The organism is Sphingobium abikonense NBRC 16140 (genome assembly GCF_001598335.1).
In the GTDB taxonomy this organism is placed as follows: domain Bacteria; phylum Pseudomonadota; class Alphaproteobacteria; order Sphingomonadales; family Sphingomonadaceae; genus Sphingobium; species Sphingobium abikonense.
Genome location: NZ_BCYT01000001.1, coordinates 231,894 through 246,573, shown reverse-complemented (window position 1 = coordinate 246,573; position 14,680 = coordinate 231,894). Strand labels below are relative to the sequence as shown.

Genomic DNA, 14,680 nt, shown 5'->3' with positions numbered 1-14,680 from the left:
GCTGGAGTAGCGGGATGCTAAAAGGCGGTCAGCCCTTCACGTTTCTGCGCGCATCCGCCTCGCGCAGCACTTCGGCCCAGCGTTCGGCGATCCGCGCTCGCCCATAATGCGCGTGGAGATGCTCTCTGCCTGCCGCCAACCGCTCCTGTTCCCCGTCCCAGCCGAACGCGTAACGCCCAAGGCCCGCCTGCCAGTCATCCAGCACGATGAAAGGACGCAATTCCTCATAGGAGTCTATCGAGTCCGCGATAACGCCAAGCCCAGCCATGATGGCTGTGGCAGGGCGATTGATGGACTTGCCGACCGTATACTCATTCTGCGGCACCGGGATGATGGCGACGCGATGCCGGCGCAGCGCGTTCGGAAAACTGGCGAGCGTCCAAGGGGTGTAATGATGCGGGATACCCCAGTCGGCCGATGCCTTGCGGTACAGGCCGGGCTTGTTGCTGATGATGGTCAGCGTAACCGGATGGCGTCTCGCGAAGCGCTCGAGCTCGACAATCCGGTTGCGAAGCTGGCACAGGCCGGCGATGCCGGGCATCGTATTGCCAAACCAGACACAGTGTAGCGCATCCGGATGCCGGGCGAGAAACGTGTCCAATTGAGTCAAGCGCCACCCATCGATCAACGGCAACCGCGTCGCCCGGTCGGACAGGTCGTCCAGCATGTCGGGGACAACCCGCACACGATCGCGGATTTCCGGCGCCGATTGGATTAACAGCCGCCCCATCCGCTCCGTCGGAACCGTCACTATGTCCGCGCGGCAGAGCAGGTCATTGGTGCGTGCGCTGTGGCGCGCAGAGCCTTTGCAGCGGTTGTTGGCAAAGCGGTTGTCACAAATATCAAAGATCAGGCTGGATCGTGCGGCGGCGGCCGCTTTGGCGACACGCATCGCGCCCCGGCCAAAGGCTTTGGAAATGACCACCACATCATAGCCCATCGCTCGACGAATCCGTGGGTAGCGCGCAACGCCCAGCCCTGCCTCGCCCAGCGCCGCCAGAGGTTCCAGCACGCGCAGCCTGATGCTCGCCTTGCGCGGCGAAAAGCGCTTGGCATAAAAGGCGAACCGACCCCCGCCGACATGCGTCATACCCAGTGCGACCCTATCATCTATCAACTCTGACCAGCATGACGCCGCCGTTGACGCAAGTCCGCAGTCCCATCGCCATTTAGCGACGGCGCGGGCTGGCTTTCGGGCAGCACGCATTCTATGGCGACGCTATGGACAGATCGCCCCTCGCCCCCGCCGCCTTCCCGTCCCTTCCCGCCATTGCCGGGGTCACGCTACGCACCGCGCGCGCTGGCTACAAGGCATGGGAACGGGATGATTTGACCTATGTCGAATTGGAGGCGGGAACGGCGGTCGCCGGTGTCACGACCCAGAGCAAATGCCCATCTCCGGAAGTCGAATGGTGCCGCGACGCCATTCCCCTGGGCGCCGCCCGCGCGCTGGTCGTGAACGCCGGCAACGCCAATGCCTTTACCGGCAGCCGCGGCCGCGCAGCCGTGGAGGCGATCGCCGCCAAGGTCGCCAACCATCTGGCGTGTCTGCCGTCGGACATATTCATTTCCTCCACCGGCGTGATCGGCGTGCCGCTGCCGGTCGACAAGGCAGAGGCCGGGCTGGACGCCGCCTTCGCCGCCGCCCCCTGCGATTGGGAGCAGGCCGCGATCACGATCGGCACCACCGACACCTACCCCAAGGGCGCGAAGGCCAGCGCGCTGATCGGCGAAACCCGGGTGGATCTGGTCGGCATCATCAAGGGATCGGGCATGATCGCGCCGGATATGGCGACCATGCTGGGCTATATCTTCACCGATGCCGCTATCGACTCCGGGCTGCTGCAACAGATGCTCGCTGCGGCGAACAAGCGTAGCTTTTCCTGCATCACCGTGGACAGCGATACCTCGACCAGCGACACGGTCCTTGCCTTTGCTACTGGGAAGGCGCACAATGCGCGGCTCCGGTCGATGGATGATCCGGGCGCAGATGCCTTTGCCGCGGCGCTGGCCGACCTCTGCCGCCAGCTGGCGCATCTAGTGGTGCGCGATGGCGAAGGCGCGACCAAATTCATCGAAATCCGGGTGGAAGGCGCGACCAGCGACGACAGCGCCCATCGCATTGGCCTGTCGATCGCCAATTCTCCGCTGGTGAAGACAGCCATCGCCGGCGAAGATGCCAATTGGGGCCGCGTGGTCGCAGCCATCGGCAAGGCAGGCGAGCCAGCCGATCGCGACCGACTGTCCATTCGGTTCGGCGCAACCCAGGTCGCCACCCATGGTCTGGCAGTGGAGGGTTATGACGAAGCTCCGGTCGCCGCTCACCTCAAGGGGCAGGACATCGAAATCGGCGTCGATCTGGGGCTGGGCGAAGGCCGGGCGACTATCTGGACCTGCGACCTGACGCATGGCTATATCTCGATCAACGCGGACTATCGCAGCTGATGTCGTTTGACCTGAACGAACCCGTCGCGGCGCTGATGCGGCAGGTCGCCCGTGACATCGTCATGCCGCGCTTCCGCAATCTGGCGGCCGATGAGATCGCCGAAAAGGCGGCGAATGATTTCGTCACCGTCGCAGACAGGGAAAGCGAATTGCGCCTGTCCGAGGGATTGAGCGCAATCCTGCCGGAGGCCGGCATCATCGGCGAGGAAGCCTGCGCCGCCGATCCCGCCATACTGGAGCGCGCGGGCGATGGTCTGAACTGGATCATCGACCCGATCGACGGCACCGGCAATTTCGCGGCCGGCAATCCGCCCTTCGGGATTATGGTTGCGCTGGCCGATGCGGGAACGACGCTGGCGGGATGGATTCTCGACCCCCTGACCGGCCGACTGTGTCACGCGCTGCGTGGTGGCGGCAGTCATATTGATGGGCAAATTGTTCGCGCCAGGGAAAGCGACGGCGATCTGCCGATCGCGGCACTCGCGGTCTACTTCATGACGGACGAGGAGCGCGCGGACATCCAGCGCCGCGCCGATGGCGCCTTTGCCGTCGTCGACATTCCGCGCTGCGCCGCCGAACAATATCCCCGTCTGGTGCTCGGTCAGAATGACGTCTCGGTCTTCGCCCGCACCCTGCCCTGGGATCACGCCGCCGGCACCCTGTTCGTCAACGAAGCGGGTGGATGTTGCCGGCGGCTGGACGGCACGCCCTATGTCGTGGGCGATATGCGCCGCGGCCTGCTGGGCGCGTCGTCGCCCCGTCTCTGGGATCAAGCGGCGCGGCAGCTCTTCGGCTGAACCCCGACAACGATCGCGACAGCTGCCACGACAGGCCGGTCGAACAGAAAAACCGCGTGCAGCTGTCGCAGTCGCTGTCCTTGGCTATAAAAAAAGCCGCGCCGTCAAAAGCTTGACGGCGCGGCTTCCCATTCACCCGGCGGGCGTCAGCGCATTACAGGACGCTCTCGATCCAGCCCTTGAGCGCGCTCTTGGGCGCAGCGCCGACCTTGGTCGCGCTGACTTCGCCATTCTTGAACAAGATCATCGTCGGGATACCGCGCACGCCATATTTACCCGGCGCGTCGGGGTTTTCGTCGATGTTGATCTTGGCGATCGTGACCTTGTCGCCCAGTTCCTCGGAGATTTCCTCCAGAGCCGGACCGATCATCTTGCACGGACCGCACCATTCCGCCCAGAAATCGACGAGCACCGGCTTGTCGGCGGCGATCACGTCCTGTTGGAAGCTGACATCGGTAACTGCCTTGGTGGCCATGAGTAAATCTCCTTTGCTTGGCGCAATATCTAGGATGACGGAGCCGCCGGCTCAACGGGCGGGAGCGGCAAATTTCCCTGCGCCTCGACAAAGCCGGGCTTGTGCGCCGCCAGTAGCTCTGGTGGCAACGCGATAAGGCGCGGGACGCTGGTATAGAGCAAGCCGGCCTCGATCCGACGGCCGGGAAAGATGACGCCCAGCGCCGACGCATAGGCCGCCATCTGGCGCAGGTGGGAGGTCGGAACGTCGTCCAGCGTCGCCGGTGCGATCCTGCCCGTCTTGAAATCGACGAACTGGACCCGATCCGGCCCGATGCACAGGCGATCCACCGTGCCGGCGATCACCGCTTCGCCCACCACCGCCGCTATCGGCGCTTCGGCGAGAGCGTCCGGTCCAAACAGGTCCTTGAAGTCCGGCGCGCCGATCACGCGCAACGCCTGTTCGACCAGCATCTGTCGCGCGGCTGCGTCGGCAAGCCCCTGTTGCGTCAGCCAGCGGTCGGCAGCCTGGGCGCGCTGATCCGATGCAAGGGCAGGCAACCGTTCGAACAGGGCATGCAACCAGCGTCCGCGCTCTGCCGCCGCTCGCATCGCGGGCGTGGGCGGCGGATAGGGAACATCATCCTCCACCTGAGCCGACGGCGCCAGCGGTCGCGGCGGCCGCGCTTCGGCGGGTGCGGCCTGTCGCAGCCAGGACGGCATGTCGATTGCCGGTTCGGCAGACGCTTCCTCGACCACTGCCTCTTTGGAAGGCAATGGCTCCGTGCCGCACCAGCGCCGCGCTGCGACCCATAGCGGGTCCGCCTCCCATTCCGCGCCGAGCGACGCCATCGCGCCTTCGACGGCGGCAAACCAGCTTTCCGGCTTCACTTCGCCCTTTGCCCGTGGCCCCAATGATCCGGCAACCACCAGCTTTTCCTCGGCCCGGGTCAGCGCCACATAAAGCAGGCGCCAATGCTCCTCCCGCTCGATCGCGGCCGCCTCTTCCGCAACCTCGCCGATCGGCCCCTGCCGCTCCGCCTTGCGCGGGGGAAGAATCGGCAAACCCTGCCATTCCAGCATGTCGGCGCGATTGCCCGCATCCGGGTCCAGGCAGGCGTCGGCCAGGATGACGATCGGCGCCTGCAACCCCTTTGCGCCATGCACCGTCAACAGCCGCAGCATATTCCCCTGCCCTGCCGCATCGCGCACTATTTCCACCTCACCCCGGTCGAACCAGTCGATGAAGCGCTGGAGCGAGGGATGGTCGTCCTGTTCGAAGGCGAGCGCAGCGTTCAGCAGTTCCTCGATCGGATCGGCGGCTTCCGCCCCCAGACGCGAGATCAGCTTGCGGCGGCCGTCCATCGGCCCGGACAATATCGCCTCCAGATAGCGGTAAGGCGTCGAAAAATCCGCGACCGCCAGCAGATCGCGCAAGGGCTGTAGTGTTCCGTCATCCAGCGTCTGGGTCAGATGCCGCCATAGACCCGTCCGACGCCCGACCAGCCGCTGCATCAGTTCTTCCTGCGTCCAACCGATCAGCGGCGAAACGAGCAAGGACGCCAGGTTGAGTTCGTCCTCGGGCTGAACCGCGAACCGCAAGGCGGCAAGCAGATCGCGCACCGCGAGTGGGGCGTTGAGGCGCAACCGGTCGATGCCCGCGACCGCCACCTGTTCCTCATACAGGCGCGCGACGATGAGCCGCGCCAGTTCGCTGCGTCGGCGCACCAGGATCATGATGTCGCCCGCGCGCACTGGCCGCCCGCGGCTTTCCAGCATCACGCCATCGTCGATCCACTGCCTTATCTGCCGCGCGATGCGCTGCGCCAGCACGCGATCCTGATCGTCGGCCCAATCCTCTTCGCCTTCAGCATCCTCCGTCAGCTTGGCAATGACCGGCTTCCACAGGATCACTTCACCCGGATGGCGATTGGCGCTGTCATGTCGCACATCGCCCGCCTCCAGCCCAAGCCGTTCGGCACGCAGCGTGGCAATAGTGCGATCCACCACGTCCAGAACGGCCGGTGTGGATCGGAAACTCCGGTCAAGCGACAGGCTGTGAAAATCATGGCCTGCGCCCATTGCATCGCGCTGGAACAATAATTGCGCGGCAGCAAAATTCTGGGGACTGGTGCCTTGAAAGCCGAAAATCGCCTGCTTGAAATCGCCGACGGTGAAGATGGTGCGAACCTTGTCGCCCTTAGCGCCTGCGCCGCTGAAAAATTCCTCCGCCAGCGTCCGGACAATCCGCCATTGCGCAGCATTGGTGTCCTGCGCCTCATCGACCAGGATATGATCGATTCGCTGGTCCAACTTGTAACGAATCCATTCTGCGATGCCGGGTTGCTCCAGCAGCGCGGCCGCGCGCGCGATCAGATCGTCGAAATCGACCGCGCCGGCCATATGTTTGGCCCTCGCATAATCGCGCGCATAGGCCCGCCCGGCATAGAGGGCCTGCGCGAGCAGCGCGGCATAGTCTGCGCGCAGCTTGAGGGCGATCAGTTCGCCGCAGCGACTGTGCAAACGCGCCGCCATGTCGCCATAGCCGTCGATCGGTGGCACCCAACCCTTGGCATCGATGATGTCGCCATCCGCCTTGGCCCAGGCGCGATGCAAATCGGCCAAATTCGCCGCGCGGCCCGGCGTATCGAGTGCGCGCCAGGCGGCGATACGGTCGCACCGCTCCAGCCCCCGACCCTTGCCCCAAGCGACATTGGCGCGCACGATCCAGTCGAGCGCGCGCATGTCGAACACGTCGTCGTGGCACTGATCTGCCAACCACCGGTCCACGTCACCGTCCGGCAGACCCAGTTCGGCAGCGACCCACGGAGCAATGTCAGGCGGCAAGCTGTCCATCGCCTCACCCCGTGCCGCGCAGCGCAGCAAGAAAGCTTCCGCGCCTCCCTCGCCCAATCGCAGGCTGAGCGCCTGCAGCGCGGTCATCAACGCGTCGTCGCCCTCTTCCTGGGCGCGCACCACCAGGTCCGCCAAAGTCTGCCGCGCCAAGGCGGATTGCTCGCGCTGGTCCAACGGGCGGAACCCCGGTGCCAATTCGGCCTCCAATGGAAAGGCCGCCAGCAATTGCTGGCAAAAACCATGGATGGTCTGAATGCGCAGGCCGCCAATAGACTCCAGCACTTCGGCGAACAAGCGCCGGGCATGATCCTGCATTTCCGGTCCATGATCCTCGCCCAGCGCCATCAGGTCGCCAGCCAGCGCCGGGCCATCCATCTGCACCCAAGCCGCCAGCCGGTCATGGATGCGGTCGGCCATTTCGGCCGCGCCTGCTTTCGTGAAGGTCAGGCACAGGATATTTTCCGGCCGCACCCCTTGGAGCAGAAGGCGAAAAACACGCGCGGTAAGGACATGGGTCTTGCCCGTGCCTGCCGATGCCGAAAGCCACACATGGGCGTCGGGCGCGGCGGCCCGCGCCTGATCGCCGAGCAGTTTCTGAAGCGCGCCCGCCTTAGCCATCTTCACGGCCATACCATTCTTCCAGCCGCATCAGCTGGTCATAATCGCCATAGTTGGCGATCTCGGGATTGAGCTGCGCGACGAAAGGCGCGCTGCCCAGCAGATAGTCGTTCGCCAACGTTTCAAAATGCGCATGAGCGTGGGCTGTGAACTCCTCGGTCACGATCTTGTCGCGCTTGCCCATCGGGTCGACCGGCCGTTCACGGTAGCCGAACTGGTCCCCCTTCTTCGCGAGTGACCAATATTCGAAATCGCCGGCCTTTGGCATAGGCTCCAACCCCTCAAAGCCGCCCATTTCCGCGATCACGCCAAGAAGGCCTAGTTGCAGGGAAAAGCCCGCCTTCACCTGCCGCGCGCTGGGCGGTTTGCCGGTCTTGTAATCGATGATGCCAATCCGCCCGTCCGCCAGTCGGTCGAGCCTGTCGGCTTTCCCCATCAGCGTGACTCCCGCGACCTCCGCCCGGCCTTCCTGTTCGACCGACAGGATCACGCGGCCTTCGGCCTTGTCACGCGCGACTTCTTCGGCGATCCAGCGGATGGATTGGATGAGGCGCGGTTGCCACAGGGCCTTGAGCAGCGGGTGGACTTCGGGCTGGTCGAACATGGCGCGGGCACGTGCTTCCAGGTCGGCAGGGTCGAGCGTGCCTGCTTCCGCCCAGCGTTGCAGCACGTCATGAACCGCCGTCCCGCGCCAGGCCGGGCCGGCGTCGGCATCTACAGTGTCGAGCCGCGAAAGGCGCAGTATGCGGCGGGCGTAAAAGGCGAACGGGTCGGCCTTCAACCGATCAACATCAGTGACGGGAATGACGCGCGGCCGGGCAGTCAGAGGAGGCGACGGCGCAGGACGTCTGGCTGGAGCATAAGCCGATGGCGCATCCATGCCGCGAGCCATTGCTGCATAGCGATCGGCGGTCTTCCATTGTGGTCCAGCCATCGCTTTCAGGCGCAGCCACAGGCGCGATGCCACGGCCGGGCCGCCGCTACTGCGCCGCGCGCGAGTGATGAGCACGCGGGGTGCACCCAACGCGCCGGCAAAATCATGCGCGGCCAGCCCGATGCGCGTCTCCAATCCTGGCAGGCCCAGGTCGCGCCGGATGCGCGGTGCGAGCCAGGGGTCAGGCGCTGGCAGGCCGGGCCAGATCCCCTCATTGAGGCCGCCCAGAATCATCAGATCGGCTTGAGTGAGGCGCGCTTCGATCAAGCCTAGAATGGCCAGCCGAGGATGGCCGCCCTGTGGCGGGCGAACCGACTGGCCGCTCATCATGTCATCCAGCAGCGCGGGCAAGGCGCGGACATCAGCCTGCCGTGGCCCTTCCAGCGCGGCGGCCTCCATCTCCGCGAACAGGTCGGCGGCGGCGTGACCATGATGCCCCGCCCAGATCGCATCCGCTGACAAGGTGCTCGCGCTCTCCCGCAGCGCGGCTAGCTGGCCGGCGAGGCCCGTTGGCGCGACGAACGCGTTTTCAAGCGGCTCCAGCAAGACGCGGGCCGCTGGCCACCAGGCGCGCACCTGTTCGCGTAGCGCGCGCTGCCGATCGTCATCGCGGGGCCGCAGCAGAAGGTCTATGCCCAAAAGCCCGGCCTGCGGACGCGGCCCACGGAGTAACAGGTCGAGCCCGCGCACCCCTTCTAGCCAGGCGATCCGCCCCTCACCGCGCATTACCAGCGGATGCTTGAGCAATGTCAGCAGCGGCACCGGCGCAAACCGTTCGGCCACTGCCTGGGCGATCGCGATCAGCAAGGTTCCGGGAGGGAGGCGCGAGAGCGGCTGCCCGGCGCTATCGTCTGCTTCGATGCCCCAGCGGCGTAAATGCGCCGACACGCGCGTCGCCAGTTGCCGGTCTGGGGTCACGAGCGCTGCGGTGCGACCCGGCGTTTCCAGGGCTTCCCGAAGGGCAATGGCGATCGCCTGCGCCTCCTCACCCGGCGTGGCGACTTCCAATGCCTCGACCCCTGACAGCGATCGATCCGCCGTCTTGAGGTCGCGCCAGCGGCTTGTTAAGCGGGGCGGCAGCATCGCGTTGGAAATATTGCGCCCCCGCACCGCGCGGGCATCATGCTCGCTGCCCCACCGCCATTGCGCGACATCGTCGCGGGTCGCGCTCATGCGGTCGAGCAATTGCTTGAGCGCATATTGCGGGTGGCTTTCGTGGCCGGGCGCGCGCTGCTTGGTGGCGGGGTCGGGATCGAACGGACCGATCGCACCCCAGGCATCGGCATCCATATGCTGGTCCAACCCGGCAAATACCACCATGCCGCCGGGCATCTCGGCGATGCAGCGGAGCAGTCGGGCAACCGCTGGAGCCGTGGTCGAAATGCCGGCGGCAACCACGAAACCGGAGGGTGGATGCAGCGCCCATCGGGTCGCAAGCCGATCGAACAGACAATTGCGCCGGTCGGCAAGGTCGATGCAGCCGATCCGGGCCAGTTCGGCGGGCCAGCGCGTGATCAATATCTCGAACAGCGTCAGCGATGCTTGCCAGTGCCGCGACAGGTCGGCCGAAAGATCCAGATCGCGCAGCGCGCGGGGCTCCACTCGTTCAACCTGCATCTGGTCGAGCACCGCGCCAAGGGCCTGACCAAGTTGGAGAGCCTGACCCGCGTCGACGTCGGGCCGAACATCCTGCACCATGCGCGCCAGCATCATGTGCCGCCGCATCGGCGAGATAGCAGGTGGGATCGGCTCCTCTTCGCCCAGCGGGTCGAGCGCGCCCCCAACTTGTTCACCCAGATCGGGATCGCCAATCGCTATCAGGCGGGGAAGCAGTAGTCCGCCACCCGATTGCCGCACGAAGGCGTCGCGAACCGCACGAATGGCGCGATTGTTTGGCAACAGGACCATGGCCTGCGCCAGCGCCATCACGTCGCCGCGATGCTGTGCCAACAGCCCCGTCACCAGCGCGTCGGCGAAGGCCCGGTGCGCCGGAATGGTGAACAGGGCAGGCCGACCGCGTTCACCCATGAGCGAGCGTGGATTCCACCGCCGGGATCGCCGCCGGCGTCCCGACATCAAACCATAATCCCTGGTGCGATACGCCGAATAGCCGCCCCGCCTCGATCGCCCGATTCCAGAAGATATTAGTGGAAAAAACGTCACCCGGCGGGTCGACCAGCAGCGCTGGCGACAATATCTGAATGCCGATATAGACGAAAGGCGCGACATGCCCTTCCCGGCGCCGGGTCAACCGGCCATCGGCGTCCATCCGAAAGTCGCCCATTCCGCTGTGGCAATAGGCGCGCGCCTGCGGCACGAGCAGCAGCAACGCATCCATGCGCGCGGGATCCCAGACCCGGCGCATCATGGCGAAGGTTTCCGTTGGACCATCCACCCAGAAATTGTCGCTATTGACGCAGAAGAAGGGCTGGTCCCCGAGCAAGGGCTTGGCCTGCATGAGGCCGCCGCCTGTTTCCAGCAGCTTGGCACGCTCGTCGGAAACGATGAATTCTAGCCCGCACTTCCGCGCCTTCAGATGGGCTTCGACCGTGTCGGCGAGATAATGGACGTTCACCACTACCTTGCGCACGCCCCCGGCCTCCAGCCGATCGAGCGCATGGTCCATCAGGGGCTTGCCCGCCACCTTGACCAGGGGTTTTGGGCGCGTGGCGGTAAGCGGACGCATCCGTTTGCCCAGCCCCGCCGCCATCAGCATCGCCGTATCGATCATCATCGCCGCCTTATGCCAGCGCGTGGGCTTCAAGCGCGCGATGCCGCTTTTCCGCCGGGATATTCTGCGCAAACCACGACGCGACCGGCGCCAACGCGGGATGGGCCAGATCGCGCTCCAGCAGGCCCCACATGCGCGGCAGATAGGACAGATAACGCGGCTTGCCATCGCGCTTCCACAGGCGCGTGAAGATGCCGATGATCTTGGCGTTGCGCTGAGCGCCCAACACGGCATAGGCCGCGTCGAAGTCCGCGGGCGGCGACGCGATGGCGCGATAATGATCCAGCATCGCTGCCTCCACCGCCAGAGGAACGTCGCGCCGCGCATCCTGCAACAAGGACACAAGATCATAGGCTGGGTGGCCGACCAAAGCGTCCTGGAAATCGAGCAGCCCCAGGCCATGCGACGTCGGATCGTCGATCAGCATGATATTTTCGGCATGATAGTCGCGCAGCACTGTGACCGGCGCGCTGACCGATTGCTCGACCAGAGGCAGCACCTGATCCCACGCGCCAACATAGGCATCGACATCGACCGAGACGCCAACAGCGGGGCAGAAATATTCCGTCAGCAAGCCGGTTTCCCGCTGGTAGACAGCGCGATCATAGGGGGGCAAATCGGCGGGCGGCAACCGATGCAATTCTGCAAGCAGGTCGACAGCGCGCGTATAGACCGACAATTCGTCGCCTGGATGCACGTCCAGATGTTCCTTGACGCGCAGGTCGCCAAAATCCTCGATCAGCACCAATCCCCGTTCCAGATCGCGCGCCAAGATGCGCGGCGCTGCAAAGCCGTCCTGTCGCAAGCGTTCGGCGATCGCGATGAAGGGACGCGGATCTTCCTGTGGCGGGGGCGCGTCCATCAACACGGCCTGCCCGTGGGACCGGACCACACGAAAATAGCGGCGGAAGGATGCGTCACATGCCAGCGGCAGGATTGCGGCATCACCCCAGCCCGCCTGAGCGAGAAAAGCAGGGGCGGCAACGGGCGGGATCAAATCTGGGACCATCGGTCCGTCCAAGCGCCCGGCACGTCCGCTGTCAAGCGTCGCGCGCCGTCCTCCAATATCTCTATGGTAAGGCGCAGGCTGTGCGGCCAAAGCGAAGCCCCCAGCCGATCGGGCCATTCGATCAACAGCATTGCGTCCATCAGATAGTCGCCCAGCGCCAATTCTTCCGTTTCCGCGACGTCGTCCAGCCGATACAGATCGACATGCGTAACAGGTAGCCGGACTTCCGGCACATCATAGGGCTGGACGATGGCGAAGCTGGGGCTGGGCGCTTCGCCTTGCAGGCCGAGCGCTTCCAGCAAACCGCGCGCCAGCGTGGTTTTCCCCGCGCCAAGCCCGCCCTCCAGCGCGATCACGTCGCCGATTCGCACGTGCTGGGCAAGGCGTCGGCCGAACGCCACCATGGTCGATTCGTCGGGCAGATCGACAACCAGATCAGCCACGGGGTAGTTCGATTAGGATCATTGTCCCCTGCCCTTTCTGGGACACAAGCTCCAGCGTGCCGCCATGCGCCTGCACAAACTGGCGGGCCAGGGGCAGACCCATGCCCGCCTTGGCGCCGCTGCGCGCTTGTTCTGCCCGCACCAGCGGCTCGAAAATGGCCTGCTGCCGCTCGGTTGGAATGCCAGGCCCATTGTCCGAAATGACGATGCGCGCCCGGTCGGCCGTGCCATCGCCATGCAGCAGGATGCGGGCGCCCCGGCTGCAATAGGTCAAGGCGTTTTCCAACAGATGGTCGATACATTGGCTGATCCGCCGCTCGTCCCCGCGCACCACGCCCATAGCAGGCGTGAGGTCAAGCGCCAGGTCCATGCCCTTGGACGCAGCTTCCCCCCGCAATCGCTCGACGCGCGCGCTGGCCAGCGCGCCAAGATCGACGGGAAGTCGCTCAATCGGCAAGGTGCCTGCCTCGCTCTGCGTCAGGTCCAGCACATTGTCGATCAGCATCGACAGACGGCCCGTGCTTTGAAGGATACCGGCGACATAGTCCTGGGCCGGTTCAGGCAGTTCGCCTGCATAGCCGGCACTCATCATTTCGGCGAACCCCGCTATGGTCGTCAGCGGCGTGCGCAATTCATAGCTCATATTGGTGACGAAGGCGGTCTTGATCTTGTCCGCCTGCTCCAGCGCTTCATTGCGATCGCGCAGCACCTGCTCGACCCGGCGGCTGTCCGTCACATCCAGCATAGTGAAAAGCGCATTGCCGTCGGGTAGCGGAATGGCGGCGAATTCGAAAATGCGGCCATCGGCAAAGCCGACATGCCCCATGCGCTGCTTGCGCTCCACCGTGGCGGCGCGCACCAGTTCGCGGACCAGATTGCCTTGCTCGGGCTTGGCGAGGCAGGATTGCACGTCGCGCATGAGGTCGTCGATGCGCGGATGGGTGGCCAGCAGTTCCTCGCTCGCGCCCCAGATCATACGGAACCGGCTGTTCCACATTTGCAGGCGACCATCCGCGGCAAAGACGCCGATCGATTCGAACAGATTATCAAATGTAGCTGTTCGAACGCGCAGCAGCGTGTCCCGCGCGCTCGAAAGTTGCACCTGTTCCGTCCGGTCCTCGAAAATCAGCAGCAACCCGCCATCGGGGAGCGGCTGGGCGTAGACGCGCAAATGGGTGCCGTCCTGCAGCAGCCAATTCTCTTCCAGAGGTTCAGGCGACAGGAACCAGTCGCGCCGCTCGGACCGCCAGGCCGGGAAATCGCGATGCTCGGGCAGGCGACGGGCGTCGCGCATCTGGTCCAGGACACGCTCGAAAACGGGTGCGTCCGCCAGAGCCTCCTGCCGCAGGCCAAATAGGCTCATGAAAGGCTGGTTCCAGAAGCGCAGCGTGCGATCGGAGCCGAAGCGGGCGACGCCTGCGGACAAACGGTCGAGCAGGTCGCGTTGCGCCGCTTCGATGCGCCGCCCCTCTACCCGCGCTTGCTCCAGTTCGTGCTGATCGACCGCGTAACCAGCGATGCCAGCCTCCCCTAATGGCACGTCGACGACGCGCATCATCCGCCGTTCGCCGTCGATCGTGGCAGGCACCATGCGTTCCACCAATTGATCGCGCGCCATCGCATCCGCTGCAGCGGCTTCCGGCGGGACGCCGCCCACCGACTCGACGAGCTCGATGCCCTGAGCGATGACATCGGCAGCGTCCTCAGCATCAACAGCGCGGACATAGGCGCTGTTGACCAGACTGAGCCGAAGGTCGGAGGTGCGATGCCACATCGGGAAGGGCGCCGCTTCCACCAAGCCGGCAAGCGCCTCCAGTGCCTCCCGCAATTGCGCGACCTGACTTCGCAGCGACTGGATTTCGGCCTGGCTGTCAGTAGCGTCAAAAACCCATAGCAGAACCCCGCCGCTATCAGCCAGTTCCGGGCCAGCGGGCGCCCCGCGAACGAGCAGCAGCCGGGTGGAATTGATGCCCCGGACGGCACGCGCGAAGCTTTTGCCGGCGCGCTGGGCCGCCGCAATATCCTGCGCAAGCGCCCCGGCGTCTTCCGGCTCGATCCCGCCATCTTCGGCGGTCAATTCTGAGAGAAAATTGGGCGCGCGGGTGCGGCCAAGCCATTTGGCGAGCCTGTCCGCCGCCTCCAGTCGTCCATCGGGATGAACGATTACCGGCGCCGCCGGCGCGGACGCCAGCAACATGGTCAGACGGTCGATCTTGCCCTGCGACTGCGTGCCGTCCCGACGCATGCGCTGGCCGCTCATCACCGCCCAGATGGCCGCACCCAGCCAGAGGGCGAGTACAATGCCCAAAATCATCGCGGCTACAGGCGACAGCGCCGTCATCGGCGATTGGCCCCCATCTGCGCTACCTGCCCGTTGCTCGTCATATCTGCGAC

At 65.1% G+C, this 14,680-nt stretch carries 10 protein-coding genes; 2 read left to right on the top strand and 8 right to left on the bottom strand.

Translation table 11 applies throughout. The features are described from left to right. Positions 1–28: 28 nt before the first annotated feature. Positions 29–1,090: a glycosyltransferase gene (locus SAB01S_RS01095; protein ID WP_062731329.1), complete on the bottom strand. Its 1,062-nt coding sequence runs from the start codon at positions 1,088–1,090 to the stop codon at positions 29–31. 131 nt (positions 1,091–1,221) lie between these two features. On the opposite strand from SAB01S_RS01095, the gene argJ reads away from it, so the two are divergent. Both argJ and SAB01S_RS01085 read left to right on the top strand, forming a co-directional pair. Then, the gene (argJ, locus tag SAB01S_RS01090) at positions 1,222–2,445 is read left to right on the top strand and encodes a bifunctional glutamate N-acetyltransferase/amino-acid acetyltransferase ArgJ (protein ID WP_062731328.1); all 1,224 of its coding nucleotides are present in this window, start codon (positions 1,222–1,224) and stop codon (positions 2,443–2,445) included. Further along, entirely contained in the window at positions 2,445–3,242 is a 798-nt protein-coding gene (locus SAB01S_RS01085) for an inositol monophosphatase family protein (RefSeq protein WP_062731327.1), read from the top strand. The genes argJ and SAB01S_RS01085 overlap by 1 nt, the downstream gene beginning before the upstream one ends. A 154-nt stretch (positions 3,243–3,396) precedes the next feature. Here the strand turns inward: SAB01S_RS01085 and trxA are convergent, their stop codons facing one another. From trxA to SAB01S_RS01050, 7 genes are read right to left on the bottom strand one after another with little or no spacing between them, the layout of a single operon-like run. Then, a complete protein-coding gene (trxA, locus tag SAB01S_RS01080) occupies positions 3,397–3,717 on the bottom strand; it encodes a thioredoxin TrxA (RefSeq protein WP_009821630.1) in 321 nt (106 codons plus the stop codon). A gap of 29 nt (positions 3,718–3,746) precedes the next feature. Further along, a complete protein-coding gene (gene addA, locus SAB01S_RS01075) occupies positions 3,747–7,181 on the bottom strand; it encodes a double-strand break repair helicase AddA (RefSeq protein ID WP_062731326.1) in 3,435 nt (1,144 codons plus the stop codon). Next, positions 7,162–10,131 (bottom strand): double-strand break repair protein AddB, encoded by a 2,970-nt coding sequence (gene addB, locus SAB01S_RS01070; protein WP_062731325.1) that lies wholly within the window; start codon positions 10,129–10,131, stop codon positions 7,162–7,164. Before addB ends, addA begins: the two co-directional genes overlap by 20 nt. Next, on the bottom strand, positions 10,124–10,834 hold the full coding sequence (locus SAB01S_RS01065; RefSeq protein WP_062731500.1) for a nucleotidyltransferase family protein: 711 nt from the start codon (positions 10,832–10,834) through the stop codon (positions 10,124–10,126). Before SAB01S_RS01065 ends, addB begins: the two co-directional genes overlap by 8 nt. A gap of 10 nt (positions 10,835–10,844) precedes the next feature. Continuing rightward, positions 10,845–11,831 (bottom strand): aminoglycoside phosphotransferase family protein, encoded by a 987-nt coding sequence (locus tag SAB01S_RS01060; protein ID WP_174525597.1) that lies wholly within the window; start codon positions 11,829–11,831, stop codon positions 10,845–10,847. Continuing rightward, a complete protein-coding gene (gene tsaE, locus SAB01S_RS01055) occupies positions 11,828–12,286 on the bottom strand; it encodes a tRNA (adenosine(37)-N6)-threonylcarbamoyltransferase complex ATPase subunit type 1 TsaE (RefSeq protein WP_062731323.1) in 459 nt (152 codons plus the stop codon). Before tsaE ends, SAB01S_RS01060 begins: the two co-directional genes overlap by 4 nt. Then, the gene (locus SAB01S_RS01050) at positions 12,279–14,627 is read right to left on the bottom strand and encodes a sensor histidine kinase (RefSeq protein ID WP_062731322.1); all 2,349 of its coding nucleotides are present in this window, start codon (positions 14,625–14,627) and stop codon (positions 12,279–12,281) included. The genes tsaE and SAB01S_RS01050 overlap by 8 nt, the downstream gene beginning before the upstream one ends. Between the last annotated feature and the right edge of the window lie 53 nt (positions 14,628–14,680).